Raw genomic sequence first — 18,293 nt, 5'->3', positions numbered from 1 at the left:
CTTTTCCCCATTGTACAAAAAAAGTAGAGAAATAGCGAGAGTGTTCTCGATGAAGTGCAAACTTTCGATGCTCATAGAAAAAACGTACCTCTTAGAGATACGCTTAATTCAGAATGTTACTCACATGCTAATCATCGGAAAATCGTTTATTCTTCATCAAATGGAATCCGTTTTACTGCGTTAACTCATTTACTAAGTAATCCACCGCCATGCGCAATTGCTTATCATTCTTCTCATCTGCTCGGTACTCTTCTGCAGCTTTCTTTATATCAGCGAAAAACTCCCGGTCCATGATACGGCTTTCTGTCAATTCACGGTCTGCACGGTAAGCATGAACTGCATTTGCTGTATCTTTATCAAAATAGCCATCCGTTCGTCCTGGGCGGTAATCGAATGCTTTCAACATTCGCTGAGCATAAGCAATCTGATCCGTGAAATGACCTTCTGACAACGTATCGGTCACCATTTGTAAATGCTCTGTAAATAAAATACTTTGTTTCACTTGAATATCTGCTTCGACTCCTTTACCGTGAATCCACTTTTCTTTTGGCGTCAGCCACTTGTTGGTCGATAGCTTTAATTCGCCGCCATTCGAAAGTTCCATCGTCTCTTGCACGGTTCCCTTCCCAAAGCTAGTAGTACCGATAATAGCGCCACGCTTCAAATCTTTGATCGCTGCACTTAGTACTTCACTCGCAGAAGCGCTCCCCACGTCTTGCAAAACGACAATCGGAATCCTTTTCAGCCGTTCATTAAAGTCTAGAGCTTCAGACTTTTCTGTAACAAGTGGTGTTAAATTCCCTTGCGCATCCTGCATAATGACAAATGCCCGATCCTGCTCCAATAAACTACTCGAGATCTCTGAGACTGCTTGTAAATAACCGCCCGGATTCCCACGTACATCAATAATTATCGCTTGTGCGCCTTGTTTGATTACGTCTGACGTTGCTTTTTGCCATTCCTTGGCGGTTTCTTCTCCGAACATCGTTAGTGCTATGTATCCTAATTTAGCACCCCGTTCTTCAAAAAGTTGTTGTGAAACCGATTCAACAGGTATGTGATCACGGACAATCGTGTACTCCATATGCTTATCGGCATCCGGTCGAAAAATCGTCAACTTTACTTCAGTTCCTTTTTTTCCTCGGATGTGATTCACTACTTCTTGAAGTGTTTCGTTGCCTAATCTTTCTCCATTCACTCGAACAATTTCATCATAGGGCTGTAACCCTGCTTTTTCTGCAGGTCCGCCTTTAATTGGTGAAACGATAATGTACTTACCGTTCGACCTTGTCACTTCGGCACCGATTCCTACACGAGAACCTGCTAGTGATTCCCGATGAGCTGCCGCTTCTTGCTCAGTTAAATACGTCGAATAAGGATCACCAATCGTGTCCGTCATTCCTCGCAATGCACCCTCGATCAGCCTGTCCTTTTGAACCGGATACACCGCTTTTTCCTGAATCGCTTCATACACTTCATCGAGCACAGGCAAGTGACTGACAGCTTGGGTTTGCTTTGAATCTGAAGTACCGCACCCATTTAAACCGACAGCCGCTACAATGATCAGCACAATCCCAACTAAAAAAAGCCTGCTCCTACGCATGCATACCCTCCTCCTCTCTTCACTATATGAAGAGAGACAAGAAGTTACGACACAGGAACAGACTCTTTTCTTAATCCATAAAATCCACTAACTCATTCAACGTTTTTTCATCTAAAGGTCCAATGACTTTTTGCGCTATTCGGCCTTGCGTATCAATCATATACGTTGTAGGCATCGAGAATACACCGTATAACTGTGTAACTTCCGCTGTTTCATCTAATGGAATCGGGAAGCTCAATTTATATGAATCAACGAAATTTTCTACTTCACTAATTCCTAATTTTTCAGATTGTGTAACATTCACAGCAATCAATTCCACTTGATCTTCGTCTGTCAATTTTGAATAGAAACTCTCCATATGTGGCATTTCTGCTTTACACGGCGGACACCATGTTGCCCAGAAATTCAAAATGACTTTTTTCCCTTTTAAATCGGATAGCGTCACGCTTTCTCCAGCTAATGTAGTGAGGGTGAAATCAGGCGCTTGTGCATACTGCTCTAATCCTTCCTCTTCCAACTGAGCAACATCTGTCTGGCTTAATGTAGTAGACGCAGTATCAATCGGCTCTGGTTTATCCAACGTATTCTGCACCATGATGAAAATCAATGTACCGATCACTAATGCACTAATAATGTAGCCTATCATTTTTTTACTCACTGTACTTCTTCCTTTCTACTCGTCCGTTCAGCTGATATATATTCTACTCCAACTATCAGCGATCCCATGACAATCGTTGTGATGAATGCCAACTGCAGCATACCGCCTGATTGAAAGGCGGCTACCATAAAATGAACCGCAACCCAAATCCCGACTAATTCACTTGTTTTGTTTATACTCTTTCGATAACTCCAAATGGCCAACAAAGTAAATACTACAAACGCTACAACAGTCCCTATCTTCACTACCACACTACCTTCATTTAAAAAGACCATCACTACTTGATAGGTAGTTTGCCAACTAATTAACGCTAGCAGTAATGTCCATTGGTCGATGCGTTGCCATTTCTCACGATACGCTTGGCGGAGCGTCAGTAGTCCTACTACACTAATTGCTAATAACCAGCCAATCTTTCCTCCATGAAAATAAAGAATCGACATAGGGTAGGCTACTACAGTCGAAAAGTCTGTCAAAATTACTGACAGTTTCCAAATAATGATTACATTAAAAAACAAATTGCCGACTCGATCACTATGCGTCTTACCGAAATATATGCGAATGAAAAGGTATGTGATGACGAATCCAATAATAAACGCTAGCCAAGAAGAAGATACAGTGATCGAGCCAATAGGATAATACTGCGTTACCGGCATCACCACGAACTCCTTTCTATTAGTAGACATATGAAAACCCGCCAATAAAATGGCAGGTTTTCATTCATACTATATTAAAATGCGACGTAATGCAAAGGGTTGACTGCGCTAGGTCCGACTGCTGAGAAGTTCCCTACATGAACTTCAAAATGCAAATGCGGTCCAGTAGCTAAACCGGTTTGTCCTACAGCGCCTATCAATTCGCCTTTAGCTACATGTGCGCCTGTACTGGTGCCGACGCTGGATAAGTGACCGTAAACCGTCGTTAAAATCTGATCTTTCACAGAGTGCGTAATCATGATGACATTACCAAAACCACTCATACTGCCCGCGTAAGACACGACACCATCTCCAGCCGCTACGACCGGAGTTCCCATAGGTGCACTTATATCCATGCCACGGTGTTGCTTTTTCACATGAGTGATTGGATGCGTACGCCATCCAAATCCTGAACTATATTTTCCTTTTGCAGGCGTTGTCCAAAATCCGCTCGATACGACAGGAAGTTCGCCTGCCGGAATGGACATGTCTTCAGCCAATGCCAATTTTCTGGCTTGTTCTTGTCTTGCTATTTCCGCTAGACGATCTTGTTCGGCGCTAATTTTTGCTTCTAACTTTTTACTAATTTGAATTGCATCCTCATATTCTTCTTCTAAACTAGACTTCTCGCCAGAAAGCTTCTCTTGCTCTTCTTCCAGAATGCGTACGAGCTCTCTTTTTTCTGCTTTCTTCTCTAACAACTCGTCCTTCATCGTTTGAATTTTAAGCTTGCGTTCTTTCTGTTCTGCTAGCTTTTGCTCAATTAACGCTTTCTCTTCCTCTAGTTTCGCCATGTCTTCTTCTTGCTGCTCTATAATTTTGCGATCTGCATCCATCAATGTCGTCACAGCAGAGAAGCGATCAATAAAGTCTGAAAAACTGTTAGCGCCTAAAAGCACGTCAATATAACTTACTTTCCCGCCCTTTACTTGCATCACCCGAACACGTTCCCGCAAAATCTCATCACGTTCAGCAATTCGGTCTTCCAGTACTTTAATAGACTCTTGTAGCTCATTGATTTCTCTTTTGGTTACATTCATCTCGGCGACTACACGGTCCATATTCGCATTTGTCTCTTCAATTTTCTCATTTAATAACTTCACTTGTTTGATCAATTGATCTGCTTTGGACTGCTTTTCTTCAATTTGAATTTCTTTCTTTTGTATAGTGGAATTCAAACTGTTCTTCTTATTTTCTGCCGCTTTTTTCTCATTTTGTAGGTCTTTCAAATTACTTGCTGAAACTCCTGAACTACCGACAACCATCGTCAATAGACAGGCTGCAAGAACACTTGAAATAATTCGGCGTCGCTTTATCAAAATCCAGTTCACCCTTCCGTACCTATTTCTCTTACACTTTTAAGAACTTCCTAACAGACATAAAACTGCCCCATACACCTATAAATACGGCGATGAACAATAAAAGGAAATTTAGCTGGAATAAAAATGGCGATGGATCCAGCAATTTAAATAATTGATTTTGTAATCTCGCATCCCATAAAGAGTAAAGTTGTGAATACGATGTCGTCATAATGACCATCGGAACAACCGCTCCTAATACTCCAAGCCACACACCTTCCAGCATGAAAGGAACACGTACAAAGCTGTCTGTAGCTCCTACAAGTTTCATAATATCAATTTCTGTACGTCTTGCAACAATTGTCAGACGAATCGTATTGGATATTAGGAACATCGCGGTAAAGAGCAGAGCTAGTATCAATGCCAGTCCTACGTTACGTCCGACCTTCAGCACATTGAATAACTTTTCAACTTTCCCTTCACCATATTCCACATCATATATATATTCATACGTACTAATTTCTTTTGCCAGCGCTGCCGTATCTTTCGGATTCAACGCTTTCACATACAATGCGTCTCCAAGAGGATTACTTTGTTTATGTAGTGCAAATTCATCACCGAATGACTCAATCATTTTATCGAGTTCCTGATCCCGGGTGAAATACTCTACATCTTCCACTCCAGGCGTCTTCTTCACCTGTCGCAACAGTTGTTGAACTTCGACACGAGTAGCTTCGGGTTCAGCCACTACTTTGATCTCTACATCGTTCTCAATATTGTCAGCTAACTGGTTCAAGTTCATCATAATAATGAAAAACACGCCAATTAATGACAACGTGACCGTCACCGCACTAACAGAAGCAAATGTCATCCAGCCATTACGACTCAGACTTTTGAAACTTTCCCGCAAATGACGTTTAAACGTTCTATATTTCATTGCGGTACTCTCCTTCATACTCATCACGAGTAATCAAACCACCCTCGATTTGAATCACTCGATGTCTATTAGTATCCACAATTTCTCTATTGTGTGTAGCCATCACTATCGTCGTTCCTTGTGCATTAATGCGCTCAAAAATCTTCATGATTTCCCATGAAGTGTCGGGATCCAAATTTCCGGTCGGCTCGTCTGCAATTACCAGTTTAGGTGAATTAACGATGGAACGCGCAATCGATACACGTTGCTGTTCTCCACCAGACAGTTCATTTGGAAACATCCTCATTTTATTCGTCAATCCTACTAACTTCAACACATCTGTCACTTTTTGTCGAATGACGCTAGGCGCTTCTTCAATTACCTCTAGCGCATATGCTACGTTCTCATAGACGTTAAGTTTCGGCAGTAGTTTGAAATCTTGGAAGACTACACCAATTTGTCTTCTGAAGTACGGTATGTTTTTACTTTTTATTTTGGATAACTCCGTTCCGTTAATGTAAATTAATCCACTCGTCGGAACTTCTTCTCGATACATCATTTTTATAAATGTGGATTTCCCTGCACCACTAGGTCCAACGACGTAAACAAATTCGCCTTTTGAAATCTCTACGTGGATTCCATTAGAGGCTACCACGCCATTCGGGTACTTTTTGTATACATTTTTCATTACAATCATACATGATAACCACCTGAATTTTGTTTTTCACACATATTCGCCATGTTAATTATAGCACGATTCGGTATTTCAAGTATTACAGTTATGTATCAAATGGTCTAGTTAAATGTTTTGGCACGGACTGTTGACAAAGCGTATGGAATACAAATAGACCGCCCCAAGGAAGCCTTGGAAGCGGTCTATATTATTACAAACTTATTTCTTTTCAGCTAACCAAGCAGCTACTGCATCTGCTTCTTCGCCTTTAATGATACCAGGAGGCATAGCCCCTTTACCATTGACAATCACGTCATGGATTTCATCTTGAGATAGTGTGCCACCAATTTTATCTAGCGCAGGTCCCATTCCACCTTCTAGGTTTCCACCGTGACAAGATGCACAGTTTTGCTGTACTACTGCTTCAGCATCTACATCAGTTGTTGCAGCGCCATTGTCGTTTGTTGCATCATCAGCAGGTGCTGATGAATCGTCGCTTCCACCACAAGCGCCGAGAACTAATGCCGCACCGAAAAGTGTAGCTAATAATTGTTTCTTCATGTAATATCCTCCCTTTTGCATAAATTTTCCTAACATTAGTTAGTATACCAAAAAACCGTCGTTTCATGGCAGGTAGAATTGACAAGTTTGTAAACTGTCGATTCCTGTCTTTGATACTTTTAATTCTACAAAGAGCACATTCTATAGTATTGACCAAAACGCCCCAGTTCAAACATCTTTTTCGTAAGTTTTTTAGAGTGGGGTAAGTGATCCTTCTATTTTAGTGCAGAAAATAGGGGTACGTGCTAGGATTCTCCCTACAGAACCGGACGCTTTCCTGAGGGTGCGCGGCGGACTCGCCAGAAGTGCGTTGGCGATTACGCCTGTCACACTGATCCTCCAGGAGTCGCCGGTTCTTCCGGGAGAATCCTTGAGTTTTTGTCGGGATGTCAGTTGATGTTCGTCCAGAAGTTAAGTATGGTAAGTTCTGCTTCCTGAACAGTGTGGGTGGAGCTATGGATTGCCTGATTGAGTGCATATAGAGTCATTTCTTTTTTTTACTCAGTCCATCGAAACAGTCATAGTAGCTAGCAACACTTCGCTACTTTCTAATTTCAAAAACGGTCAGATTGTATCAGACAACTCTACTTGGATTTCACCACCTACAAACTGTCTTGCACACACTAAGTACAGCTTGCGGCTTACAGACAATCGACTACGGGAGGTTCAGGGAAAGCCGTGGCGAAGGACGGCTTTTTCGAGTGAAGCGTAGCAAGAAGGAGCACATCTTTGCACTGACAGGCGTAACCCGCAGTGCTTGACGGGTCCACCGCGTCCCCTCCGGAAAGCGTATCGTCTGGAAGCGCAAGCGGCATGACACTTTATGTCAGCCTCCTTCCTTCTCATCTTCTATTTTCATAAAAGCACGCAACGTAGTAGACAAGCCAAACGCGCTTAGAAACAAAAAAAGATCGCGCAAGACTAAGTAAAAAACTTAGCTATGCACGATCTTATAGTCACCACAATCAATCACTACATACCTTTAAGAAATACGTGAACGCAAATAAGCATTAATGAACGGATCGATCTCGCCATCCATCACCGAACCAACATTCCCCGTCTCCTCATTCGTACGGTGATCCTTCACCATAGAATATGGATGGAATACATATGAACGGATTTGGCTACCCCATCCAATTTCCTTCTGCTCCCCACGAATATCCGCTAAGCGGGCTTCCTCTTCTTCCACACGGATCTGATAAATTTTAGCCTTCAATAAATTCATCGCACGCTCCCGGTTTTTAATCTGCGAACGCTCCGTTTGACACGTAACGATCGCACCCGTCGGAATATGCGTCATACGAACAGCAGAATCCGTCGTGTTGACGTGCTGTCCGCCCGCACCGCTCGAACGATACGTATCGATTTTAATATCTTCCATGCGAAGATCCAAATCAATATCGCCATCAAATTCCGGCATCACTTCAATAGAAGAGAAAGAAGTATGGCGTCTACCTGAAGAATCAAATGGCGAGATCCGCACTAAACGGTGGACACCCTTCTCCGCTTTCAAATAACCATATGCGTTATGTCCTTTGATGCCAAGTGTCACAGATTTAACTCCTGCTTCATCACCTGCCTGGTAGTCGAGTGTTTCGACTTTAAAGCCATGATGTTCAGCCCAGCGAGTATACATACGAAGCAACATAGACGCCCAGTCTTGAGACTCTGTTCCGCCTGCACCTGAATGTATTTCTAATACTGCGTTGTTTTTATCGAATTCATCGCTTAACAACATTTGCAGATCGAATTTATCCATTCGTCCTTTAAACTCTTTTAGTTCGGAAATAAGTTCTTCTTGTAACTCTTCGTCTGCTTCTTCACGCAGCAGCTCAAGCGTCATTTCCAAATTTTCTTGTTCGTCATTCAAACTATTGTATTCCCCGACAATGTCTTTAAGTGCGTTGGATTCTGAAATGACTTTTTGGGCGGCATCTTGGTCATCCCAAAATCCAGGTTCCAACATCATTTCATCCAATTCTTGCATACTAGCCTCTTTGTTTTCTAAGTCAAAGAGACCCCCTAAAGTCCGCTAATTTCTTAGCTGTTTTGTCAAGCTCGTTCCGAACATCGGATAATTCCATCATAATTGTTTCCTCCTGAGTGGTTGTTTCTCGTTATGCTTTGCCGTGGCAGTTTTTGTACTTCTTCCCGCTGCCACATGGACAAGGATCATTGCGGCCAATGTTGACCGAACGACGAATCGGCTTTTTACGTACAGGTTCGCCGTCTTCTTTTGGATTATTCGCTTGCCCTTTCGCTACTTCTTCACGTTCTAAATTATTGCGGATTTCAGCTTTCATCACATACTTCGTCGCATCATTTTCGATAGACATCAGCATATCTTCAAACATCGCAAATCCTTCCGCTTGGTATTCACGAAGCGGGTCGTTCTGTCCATATGCACGAAGATGAATTCCGTTACGCAGTTGATCCATCGCATCGATGTGATCCATCCACTTCGTATCAATCGCACGCAATAGAACGACTTTCTCAAATTCACGCATACGCTCTTCGGACATTTCTTGTTCTTTTTCATTATAGCGCGCAATGACTAATTCGTGTATAAATGATTGTAATTCTTCTGAAGTTTTTTCTTCCAAATCTTCAACCGTTACTGAATCTTCCGGCAGTAAATTTGCTTCTAGGTAGTCTTTCAATCCTTTAGTATGAACTTTATTATCCTCTACGTGAAGCGCAACGACACGTTCGATTACCGTATCGAGCATCCCTTCTAAAATCGGACGAATGTTTTCAGAACTTAGCACTTCATTACGTTCTTTATAAATTACTTCACGTTGCTGTCTCAATACATCATCATATTGTAACAGACGCTTCCGCGAATCAAAGTTATTCCCCTCTACCCGTTTTTGAGCAGACTCTACAGAACGAGAAACCATTTTCGATTGAATCGGTGTTTCGTCATCCATTCCGAGCTTCGTCATCATAGACTTCATTTGTTCCGATCCAAAACGACGCATCAACTCATCTTCAAGAGACAAATAAAATTGTGTAATCCCAGGGTCTCCCTGACGCCCTGAACGACCTCGCAACTGGTTATCAATACGTCTAGATTCATGACGTTCCGTACCAATTACCGCAAGCCCGCCAACGTCTTGGATATGATCGCCGAGCTTAATGTCCGTACCGCGACCTGCCATATTCGTAGCGATTGTCACGGCACCTTTTTTACCTGCGTCCTGAATGATTTCTGCTTCACTCTCGTGGTTCTTCGCGTTTAAGACGTTATGGGGAATACCATATTTCTTCAAGAAAGCAGAAATGATTTCTGACGTCTCAATCGCTACCGTACCGACTAGAACAGGCTGGCCTTTTTCATGACGTTCTTTTATATCTTCAGCGACTGCTTTATACTTACCGTCCATCGATGCATAGATCAAATCGGGACGGTCATCACGCGCAATCGGTTTATTAGTAGGGATAGCAATAACGTTCATATTGTAAATATTACGGAACTCTTCTTCTTCCGTCTTCGCTGTACCCGTCATTCCTGCCAATTTTTCATACATACGGAAATAGTTCTGGAACGTAATTGTCGCCAATGTCATCGACTCGTTCTGAACTTCCAGACCTTCCTTCGCTTCAATTGCTTGGTGGAGTCCGTCACTGTACCGGCGGCCTTTCATCAAACGTCCCGTGAAGGAGTCGACGATGACTACCTCTCCTTCTTCGACAACATAGTCTACGTCATTATGCATACTGACATGCGCTTTTAACGACTGATTGATCGCATGGTTAAGCGTAACGTGCTGGAGATCAAATAAGTTGTCAATACTGAACGCTTTTTCAGCTGCTTCAATACCAGACTCTGTTAGTACCACACCTTTAGTCGATTCCTCATATGAATAGTCTTCGTCTTTTTTTAGCGTAATGACGAAACGATTCGCCAAACGATAGAGTTCTTGCGCTTTAGCTGCTTGCCCGGAAATAATAAGCGGTGTTCGTGCTTCATCGACTAAAATGGAGTCTACCTCGTCAATGACGGCATAGTGAAGAGGACGTTGAACTTTATGTTCGTTGTAAAGTACCATGTTGTCACGCAAATAGTCGAAACCAAGTTCGTTATTCGTACTGTATGTCACGTCTGCTTCATATGCTTCTCGCTTTTCTTCTTTGCTTAAGCTGTTTAAGTTCAGACCGACTTTCATCCCTAAGAACTCATACAATTTACCCATTTCTTCAGCGTCACGACTAGCCAAGTATTCGTTGACCGTTACGACGTGCACACCTTTTGAAGTCAGCGCATTCAAATAAACGGCAAGTGTAGAAGTCAGCGTCTTCCCCTCACCGGTTTTCATCTCTGCGATATTTCCTTCGTTTAATGCAGCGGCACCCATAATTTGTACGCGGAATGGATACAGTCCCAATACGCGTCGAGCTGCTTCACGTACAACCGCAAATGCTTCCACTTGCAAGTCATCAATGGTTTCCCCTTGTTGGTAACGTTCTTTAAACTCTTCAGTCTTTTCGGTCAACTGTTCATCTGACAGCTTTTCCATGTCAGCAGCCAACATTTCTACTTGGTCCGCAATTTTTTCTAGACGTTTTAAGTCACGTTTATTCGGATCAAACATTTTATTCAATACGCCAAGCATTTATGTCACATCCTCATAGCTTCATCAATTAGTAGGAACACCTACCAGTTGTATTACTTTCATCAAATGTCAAACGTTTATCTTCTATCGGTTACTTTTGATTCACACTTCATTTTAACATTGTAAAAAGCTAGGTGCAAATGGTAGGAGTTTTACATGACGCTCAGAAGAGATGATGTTTCGCTACATTCAAATTACTACGCGCAACAAATTAAAAACCAAGCCCAAAGTTGCCGGGCTTGGTTCATTACATTTTAATTAGTTAGTTTCGATCAGGCCGTATTTGCCGTCTTTACGTTTGTACACAATATTTGTGCCATCAGATTCAGCATCAGTGAAGATGAAGAAGTTGTGACCTAGCATGTTCATTTGAAGAATGGCTTCTTCTTGATCCATTGGCTTCAGATCGAACTGCTTTGTACGTACTACGTTGAATTCGTTGTCATCTTCAACCTCTTGTACGTTGTTGTTTGCATCTTCCACATTTGCAAAGTATGCGGCTACGCCTTCACGTTCGCGAGATTTGCGATTGACACGTGTTTTATATTTACGAATTTGACGCTCAAGCTTATCGACGATCAAGTCAACAGCCGCATACATATCATTGTGGCGTTCCTCCGCACGTAGAGTCAAATTCTTCATTGGAATAGTAACTTCCACTTTTGTTTGTTTGTCGCTATACACTTTCAAGTTTACATGTGCTGTAGCGTTTGTACTTTCAGTAAAATACCGTTCAAGTTTATCAATTTTCTTTTCGACGTACTCTCTAATTGCTGGAGTAACCTCGACGTTTTCACCGCGGATATTGAAATCTAACATATGAACTCCTCCTTTATTTACACCTTCACTACTATACTTCTTCATAGTACCCTTAAATCCCTTCATGAAACGTAAGAAATTTGCCGAAACTTCGACGGAATCTTAAAGTTTATTCTGCTTCCTTCATTTTTCGAGTATAATGCTTCAGTTCATCAATGATAATGGCATCCACTTGTTGCCCTTCGTCAAAGTCAAAGCCGTAGTGAAACCCTCGTTCGTCCGCCTTTTTCCAAGCGACATTTCCTATAATTTCAAATACATGTTCATGAATTGTAAATATTAATTGCAAGGCAAGCTTTTCAGAGCGCACGGGCAAATCAAAAAACGCAAAAAACTTTGCCCCCCCTGTACTAATATCTAAAATTTCACATTGCCCTTCATTCGACAATTTTTTCTCTTCGTTATTTAACTGCAAACGAAAAGTTGCCGGAAGATGGGGTTCAAATTGATACCTAAAATAGTCGTGACGATTATAACGCATCCCTATTCATCCTTTTACCCTTTTATAGTATGTAAAAAACCGGGAGAGATATGCTCTCTTCCGGTTTTTAATGCTTTGTATCGTAATACGCACCGTCTTGCATCATATTCCCATAAGGGTTTGTATAATTATTGATGTTTTCTTTTTTAGACTGAGACTGAGTAATATTTGCGCGAATCGTCTTCATGAAACGTGCCAAGTTTAATTGAACTTGTTTTTCAAGCTCTATTAATTCTTTTCCAGCTTCCTGTTCTGCAGCTGTGAAAGGTTGGGAAATTTGCGATTGCAACAAATCACGTTCATCTAGAATCTTTTCGATTTGCTCAATTACTTCCTCCCGTTTCGCTTCTTCCACTTCATTTGTCAGCGCAATGAGTTGAAGCGAACGTTCATGCCACACAGTCATCGCAGGGCGAATCATATTTCACTCACGTTGGCATATTGTTTCGTACGGTTTAATTGAATCACTTGCTTCCACGTATCGCGGAATTCAGTAATGATTCCCGCCGCCTCATCAAAAAGAGCTGGATCATTTTTAATATTACCATCGATCAAACGACTGTTGACGAATTCATATAAAACCAACATATTTTCTGAAACAGGATACGATGTGTCCAAAGTCAGCATCAACTCTGTCACAATCGCTTGCGCTTTTTGAATCGCAACATTTTTCGCTTCAATATTTCCTTCTTCTAATGCTTTTTTTCCTTGCTGAATAAATTTCAAACACCCATTATATAGCATCAGTGTCAATTCTCCTGGCGTTGAAGTTGTCACCGTATTGTTTTGGTATTTTTCATAAGGATTGTTAATAGCCATTGTTGTCATTCTCCTTCTCGAAACAAAATTTTATTACATTCCGCCGCCAAGTGAACTCATTAACTGTGCCGATTGTGCATTCGCACGTTGAATCGCTGTTTCCATCGCATTAAATTGCTTCCAATAACGATTTTCCATCATTTCTAGCCTTTGCTCAAAACGCGCAATTTGCTTATCCATGCTCTTCATCGAACGACCTAACGCAAAACTGTCGTTAAGCGCGGTAGAACTTCCGGCTTTTTCGGATATTTTCTTTTGAGCCGTCGTCAACTCGTTACGATATTCATGGGCGATACCCGCTTTTTTCGGATCGTCATTACCGCGACCTATCAAATCGTAAACAGCGTTTGGATTTTCCGCAATTTTCTCGCGAAGCTTATCTTCGTTTATCGTCAGTTTCCCGTTATCTAAATAGTTTTTCGTTGTTTCAATTCCTAAATCTTTTAAGCTAATATTGATCTTATTTCCGTCTTTATCTGTTGTTTCGACTGCTTTAGACATGATGGTTCGTAAATTAGAAAGCATCGTAGAAAGGGCTGGATCATTTCGCATCGTACCACTTTTCGCTTTCTCTTCCCATAATTCAATTTCCTTCTCTTTCATGTCCGCCTTTTCAGCATCAGAAAGAGGATGGAAAGACTTAAACTGCTTTTCTTTGACTTTGCCGTTCAGTTTTTCGATCATTTCGTTGTAGTCGTTGACGAATTGCGTAACCGAATCTACAATTTTGTCGACATTTGTAGAAGAACTGAATGTGACAGGAGCAGTCGTTTTAGCTTTTAAAGACACTTCAAAACCGTTTATTGTGAACGTGTTAGAAGAGCGAGTCGTTTCTAAACCATTAAATGTAAATTTTGCATCCGTTCCTTCGACTGATTTTGCAGTACCAGAAGCGCTTGCGTCTAACTTTAAATCCTGTGCAATCGTACCAGTGCCAGCAATGGTAATTTCACCGGCTCCGCTATCCTTCGCACTCATAGCAATTTTCCCGGTTCCGGAATCGTAAAATGCACTCACTCCGGTTTTTTCGTTGATTTGATCTAAGACCGAATTTAACGTGTCGGTTGATTTAATCGTAATTTCCCTTGCTTCTTTGCCAGGCGCCGTGATCGTTAATGTTTGACCTTCAGTACTAGTGAAAATGTTTAACTCTGCGAGAGTTTTAGTCTTCGCTTCATCGTCAGTAATAGTGGCTGCTGGAGTGCCAGTAGTGAGTGAACCACTTTGGAAAGTAGCCTGCGATGCAAGTTGCTCAATTTCAAGTGTACCTGAAAAATCTGATGCCGACGTTTTAGATGTAATACTCGCGGCTTTTTCATCGGAAACTGTAACATTTTTCTGCAAGTACGTTCCTTGTTTCATCACTGTATCAAACAGCTTATCCCCCGATTTTCGCAAGTCACGGTTCGTTGAGCGATAATCATCTAGCATCCACTGCGTATATTGTTTCTTTTGCGTAATTTTATCAAGCGGAAGTCGATGCGCTTTCATCATATCTCTAATAATCGACTCCGTATCCATACCTGACACGATTCCACCGATTCTCATTATACCTCACACCTTTATCAAATTTTATGGTCTACCAATAAGCCGATGAAGTCTTTCATCGCTGCGTGCATATCCAATAACTTCTTTGGCGGGATTTCACGTACTACCTCATCGGTTTCTGAATCCACGATCGTTACGTAGTATTCATGTAGCTTATCATGATATTGAAACCGCAGCTGAACGTTGACACTTTCTAAAAAAGTATTCAATCCTTCTGTTAACTGCTTTGCTTCATGTTTCGTAAGTTCATATGGTGTTTCTTGCGAAGATTGTTGCACTGACTCTTTGACCGGTTGCACTTCAACTACTGCCCTCTCGTTTGCAATGGGCGCATTATCATATGATGTTTGCACTGGTTGTGGCGCGGATCCATTGCCTATTCGGCTGACCATAATGGAACCCCCTGTCTTCAATGAACATTCGTTACTTATAGTATCGGATAGGAATTCGGGTTGTTAAGTCGAACGCAAGAATTTCTTCCCTATTATCGTCCACATCTTTATAAACTATGAACATATCGAAAATTACGGTTGGAATAATACTGTCGAAATGGCCGCATAATAAAAAACCATGAAAATTGTAACACTCGCCAAGTCGAAAGTAGTGTATTATAAGTACCAAATAGAATATTAAAGGAGTAGAAATGACTATGTTTCAATCCATCAAGACGAAAATCATTCTTCTCGTTCTATTACTTGTCAGCGGCGGTATTTTAACAATGACCCTTTTCAGCAGCTGGCTTGTGAAGGAACGAACGGAAGAAAACATCATCGAGTCGAGTAATACACTGCTTAGTGAAATGAGTTCATCTATCGAGTCAGAGTTGAAACAATACAGTAAAGGACTGGAAATCCTAACTGAATCAGAAAACTTCCTAAATGCGACATCTACTACCGGCCAAGCTGAAGTAGTAAGTGCTCTTTCCAACACTCTTTCCACTTATCCGGATGTATCAAGTGCGTATTTGGCATTCGAATCAAAGACGATCACGATTAGACCGTATGTGGACTTAACTGATTTTGATCCAACGGCACGTGAATGGTTTCAAAAAGCAGTAGCAGAACCTACTCAAGTACATTGGACAAAACCTTATGTAGATGTAGCAACAGGAAACTTTGTCATTAGCGCCGCAAAAGCTGTCACTAAAGACGACACGCTCGTCGCCGTGGCAGGTCTTGATATTCAATTGTCTACTTTGTCTTCTGAAATATCTGCCATTGATATTCCTTATGACGGGTATGCCTTCATTTTGGACGACGAAGGAACGGCTATCGCACACCCTTCATTAATCGGTGAAAACATCATGGACCGAGACTACGTGGCAGAAATGTATAACGACGTCAGCGGCCACCACACGTTTACACAAGATGGGAAGAAAAAAGTAGATATGTTCACTACTCTTCCTACTTTCGATTGGAAACTTGGGGTCATTTATGAAGAAAAGAACATGCAGGCATTAGCAAACGGCTTACGAAACGTCATGCTGATCGCTGCTGTTGCAACATTGGGGATTTTAGCCATCGTATTATTCGTATTTATAAGCAAATTACTCAAACCTATTTTCCGTTTACAAGATGCCGTTCAAGAAGTGGCAAATGGCGACTTAACGACACGCGCCAATATCCATTCCTCTGATGAAATCGGCGAACTTGGCAGAGGCTTTGATCAGATGATTGAGCAAATGAATGAATTAATCACAACCGTCAATCACTCGGCGTCGAATGTGCTGGCCAGCTCCCAAAATTTAAGTGCTGTCTCTGAAGAAACAAGCGCTACCAGTTTAGAAATCGCCCATGCGTTACAAGATATTACACAAGGGGCTTCCAAATCAGCAGAAAACGCAGAAATTGTCACCGCACGCGCCGATTTACTCAATCAGCAAATTCATACGACGAATGAAGTAGCCGGTGAAATGGCCCAACTCGCGACAGAAGCTGTGTCAGTCAATGCAGAAGGCCGTACACAAATGGGAATGTTACACAATTCATTTAACACATGGAATCATGACCTACAGCAAATGGGGGGAATGATTAAAACGCTTGAATCGAAAGTACAAGCCATTAGTTCCGTCATCGATGCCATTACCGCCATTTCTTCTCAAACGAACTTATTGGCGCTTAATGCCAGCATCGAAGCCGCAAGAGCAGGCGAACACGGCAAAGGCTTTGCGGTAGTGGCGGATGAAGTACGTCAGCTAGCTGAACAATCTGCACGTTCCGCCGAACAAGTCCGCTCGACGATTCATGAACTTCAAGACGGTACACAGCAAGTCATTTCACAAATGGCAGGTACACGCGAAACATTTGAAAATCAAAGTAACGTAGTGCATGACACGGAAGGAATTTTTGAGAAAATTTCCGGCTTTATCGGTGAAATGCAAACCCGTATCCACAGCGTAACGAACGGATTACAAGAAATGGACGTCTACAAAAATGATGTCTCTGAACAAATTCAGCTGTTGCTCGCAACTACAGAAGAGTCCGCTGCTTCTTGTGAAGAAGTTAGTGCCTCTACAGATGAGCAAGTGCACGCCATCAGTACCGTAGCAGAGGCTGCAGAATCACTCACACAACTGAGTGAAGACCTCAGCATAGCAGTTGAGCGTTTTAAATTGTAAGTGTACGAGGTGCTATGAGCGGACACGACACTTCTATGAGCGCGGACACGCTTGCTATGAGCGGTTGAGGCCATTCTATGAGCGCGAACACACTTGCTATGAGCGGATGCGACACTTCTATGAGCGCGACTACGCTTGCTATGAGCGGTTGAGGCCATTCTATGAGCGCGAACACGCTTGCTATGAGCGGATGCGACCGTTCTATGAGCGCGAACACGCTTGCTATGAGCGGTTGAGACCATTCTATGAGCGCGGACACGCTTGCTATGAGCGGACACGACCGTTCTATGAGCGCGACTACGCTTGCTATGAGCGGATGCGACCATTCTATGAGCCCGAACACGCTTGCTATGAGCGGACACGACACTTCTATGAGCGCGACTACGCTTTTCGTATTGCTGTTAGTAATTAATTTTCAAAATTTCAAAATGTATTGTAGCTCAATTGTCAGTGTCTCCGCCTCTCCTTATGGGAGCAGGCGGAGTTTTTTGTTTTTTTCATAGAGCCAAGGCATTTATGAAATTCCTGCATAGTATAAGGGTAGTTCCACATTTGGAGGTGAAATCAATATGGGCGAATCAGTAGGTTACACAAACCAAAACGGCGGCTTCGGTTTTGCAATGATCGTCGTTCTTTTCATTTTATTGATCATTGTCGGTGCAGGGTTTATGGGATACGGCTGTTAATTTTTCCATCATACAATAGAACGGAGGTGACAACATGTTTGGTTTTGGCGGATATGGTGGCGGTTACTCCCCTGCTGGTTGCGGCAATTACGGAGGTTCTAGACCTGGCTCCACAGCTAACTGTGGAACAGGAAGCGCATTCGCACTAATTGTCGTTCTTTTTATCCTACTTATTATTGTAGGGGCAGCCTGTCTGTAACGTACACGAAACCTGTCGGCAACTTTCGACAGGTTTTTCTCTTTTTCAGCAAAATCGAATGAACAAAATTCATTTCTAACCGATACTACCTATGTAGGAAAATTTAC

General features: G+C 42.1%; 19 protein-coding genes. 3 read left to right on the top strand and 16 right to left on the bottom strand.

The features are described 5' to 3' along the window. Positions 1-172: 172 nt before the first annotated feature. The 15 genes from DV702_RS01440 to flaG form a co-directional block, all read right to left on the bottom strand. Positions 173-1,603, bottom strand: coding sequence for a S41 family peptidase (locus DV702_RS01440; RefSeq protein ID WP_114923112.1), 1,431 nt, complete (start codon positions 1,601-1,603; stop codon positions 173-175). Between the two features lie 70 nt (positions 1,604-1,673). After that, positions 1,674-2,261 (bottom strand): peroxiredoxin family protein, encoded by a 588-nt coding sequence (locus DV702_RS01435; protein ID WP_114923111.1) that lies wholly within the window; start codon positions 2,259-2,261, stop codon positions 1,674-1,676. Further along, positions 2,258-2,944 (bottom strand): hypothetical protein, encoded by a 687-nt coding sequence (locus DV702_RS01430; protein WP_205407199.1) that lies wholly within the window; start codon positions 2,942-2,944, stop codon positions 2,258-2,260. Before DV702_RS01430 ends, DV702_RS01435 begins: the two co-directional genes overlap by 4 nt. Positions 2,945-2,988: 44 nt before the next feature. After that, a complete protein-coding gene (locus DV702_RS01425) occupies positions 2,989-4,272 on the bottom strand; it encodes a murein hydrolase activator EnvC family protein (protein WP_240315661.1) in 1,284 nt (427 codons plus the stop codon). A 31-nt stretch (positions 4,273-4,303) separates the two neighbouring features. Beyond that, positions 4,304-5,188 carry a permease-like cell division protein FtsX gene (gene ftsX / locus DV702_RS01420; RefSeq protein ID WP_114923109.1) on the bottom strand — a complete coding sequence of 295 codons (885 nt, stop codon included), beginning with the start codon at positions 5,186-5,188 and terminating at the stop codon, positions 4,304-4,306. Next, on the bottom strand, positions 5,178-5,864 hold the full coding sequence (gene ftsE / locus DV702_RS01415; RefSeq protein ID WP_114923108.1) for a cell division ATP-binding protein FtsE: 687 nt from the start codon (positions 5,862-5,864) through the stop codon (positions 5,178-5,180). Before ftsE ends, ftsX begins: the two co-directional genes overlap by 11 nt. 195 nt (positions 5,865-6,059) lie before the next feature. Continuing rightward, positions 6,060-6,401: a cytochrome c551 gene (gene cccB / locus DV702_RS01410; RefSeq protein WP_114923107.1), complete on the bottom strand. Its 342-nt coding sequence runs from the start codon at positions 6,399-6,401 to the stop codon at positions 6,060-6,062. 982 nt (positions 6,402-7,383) lie between these two features. Continuing rightward, a protein-coding gene (gene prfB, locus DV702_RS01405) for a peptide chain release factor 2 (RefSeq protein ID WP_114925796.1) occupies positions 7,384-8,485 on the bottom strand; the annotation gives its coding sequence in 2 pieces (ribosomal slippage) (positions 7,384-8,412 and positions 8,414-8,485; 1,101 coding nt in all). A gap of 33 nt (positions 8,486-8,518) precedes the next feature. After that, entirely contained in the window at positions 8,519-11,017 is a 2,499-nt protein-coding gene (secA, locus tag DV702_RS01400; RefSeq protein WP_114923106.1) for a preprotein translocase subunit SecA, read from the bottom strand. Between the two features lie 258 nt (positions 11,018-11,275). Beyond that, positions 11,276-11,836: a ribosome hibernation-promoting factor, HPF/YfiA family gene (gene hpf / locus DV702_RS01395; RefSeq protein ID WP_114923105.1), complete on the bottom strand. Its 561-nt coding sequence runs from the start codon at positions 11,834-11,836 to the stop codon at positions 11,276-11,278. 109 nt (positions 11,837-11,945) lie between these two features. After that, complete coding sequence (locus DV702_RS01390) at positions 11,946-12,317, bottom strand: PilZ domain-containing protein (RefSeq protein WP_114923104.1); 372 nt, start codon at positions 12,315-12,317, stop codon at positions 11,946-11,948. A 67-nt stretch (positions 12,318-12,384) separates the two neighbouring features. Next, positions 12,385-12,738, bottom strand: a complete 354-nt coding sequence (locus tag DV702_RS01385) for a flagellar protein FliT (RefSeq protein WP_114923103.1) — start codon at positions 12,736-12,738, stop codon at positions 12,385-12,387. Further along, entirely contained in the window at positions 12,735-13,136 is a 402-nt protein-coding gene (gene fliS / locus DV702_RS01380) for a flagellar export chaperone FliS (RefSeq protein ID WP_114923102.1), read from the bottom strand. Before fliS ends, DV702_RS01385 begins: the two co-directional genes overlap by 4 nt. A gap of 33 nt (positions 13,137-13,169) precedes the next feature. Further along, positions 13,170-14,684, bottom strand: coding sequence for a flagellar hook-associated protein 2 (locus DV702_RS01375; RefSeq protein ID WP_114923101.1), 1,515 nt, complete (start codon positions 14,682-14,684; stop codon positions 13,170-13,172). Between the two features lie 17 nt (positions 14,685-14,701). Then, positions 14,702-15,076, bottom strand: a complete 375-nt coding sequence (gene flaG, locus DV702_RS01370; protein WP_114923100.1) for a flagellar protein FlaG — start codon at positions 15,074-15,076, stop codon at positions 14,702-14,704. 257 nt (positions 15,077-15,333) lie between these two features. Between flaG and DV702_RS01365 the strand changes: the two genes are divergently transcribed. Then, positions 15,334-17,301, top strand: a complete 1,968-nt coding sequence (locus DV702_RS01365) for a methyl-accepting chemotaxis protein (protein ID WP_205407198.1) — start codon at positions 15,334-15,336, stop codon at positions 17,299-17,301. Here the strand turns inward: DV702_RS01365 and DV702_RS16745 are convergent. After that, positions 17,291-17,644: a hypothetical protein gene (locus tag DV702_RS16745; protein ID WP_162805690.1), complete on the bottom strand. Its 354-nt coding sequence runs from the start codon at positions 17,642-17,644 to the stop codon at positions 17,291-17,293. The genes DV702_RS01365 and DV702_RS16745 overlap by 11 nt on opposite strands. Before the next feature lie 226 nt (positions 17,645-17,870). Between DV702_RS16745 and DV702_RS01360 the strand changes: the two genes are divergently transcribed. Next, positions 17,871-17,987: a YjcZ family sporulation protein gene (locus tag DV702_RS01360; RefSeq protein WP_114923098.1), complete on the top strand. Its 117-nt coding sequence runs from the start codon at positions 17,871-17,873 to the stop codon at positions 17,985-17,987. 34 nt (positions 17,988-18,021) lie between these two features. Continuing rightward, positions 18,022-18,186 carry a YjcZ family sporulation protein gene (locus DV702_RS01355; RefSeq protein WP_114923097.1) on the top strand — a complete coding sequence of 55 codons (165 nt, stop codon included), beginning with the start codon at positions 18,022-18,024 and terminating at the stop codon, positions 18,184-18,186. Positions 18,187-18,293 lie beyond the last annotated feature (107 nt).

It is taken from the genome of Sporosarcina sp. PTS2304 (assembly GCF_003351785.1).
In the GTDB taxonomy this organism is placed as follows: domain Bacteria; phylum Bacillota; class Bacilli; order Bacillales_A; family Planococcaceae; genus Sporosarcina.
Note: the sequence above shows the minus strand (reverse complement) of the source record. Positions and strands in the feature narration are given on the sequence as shown.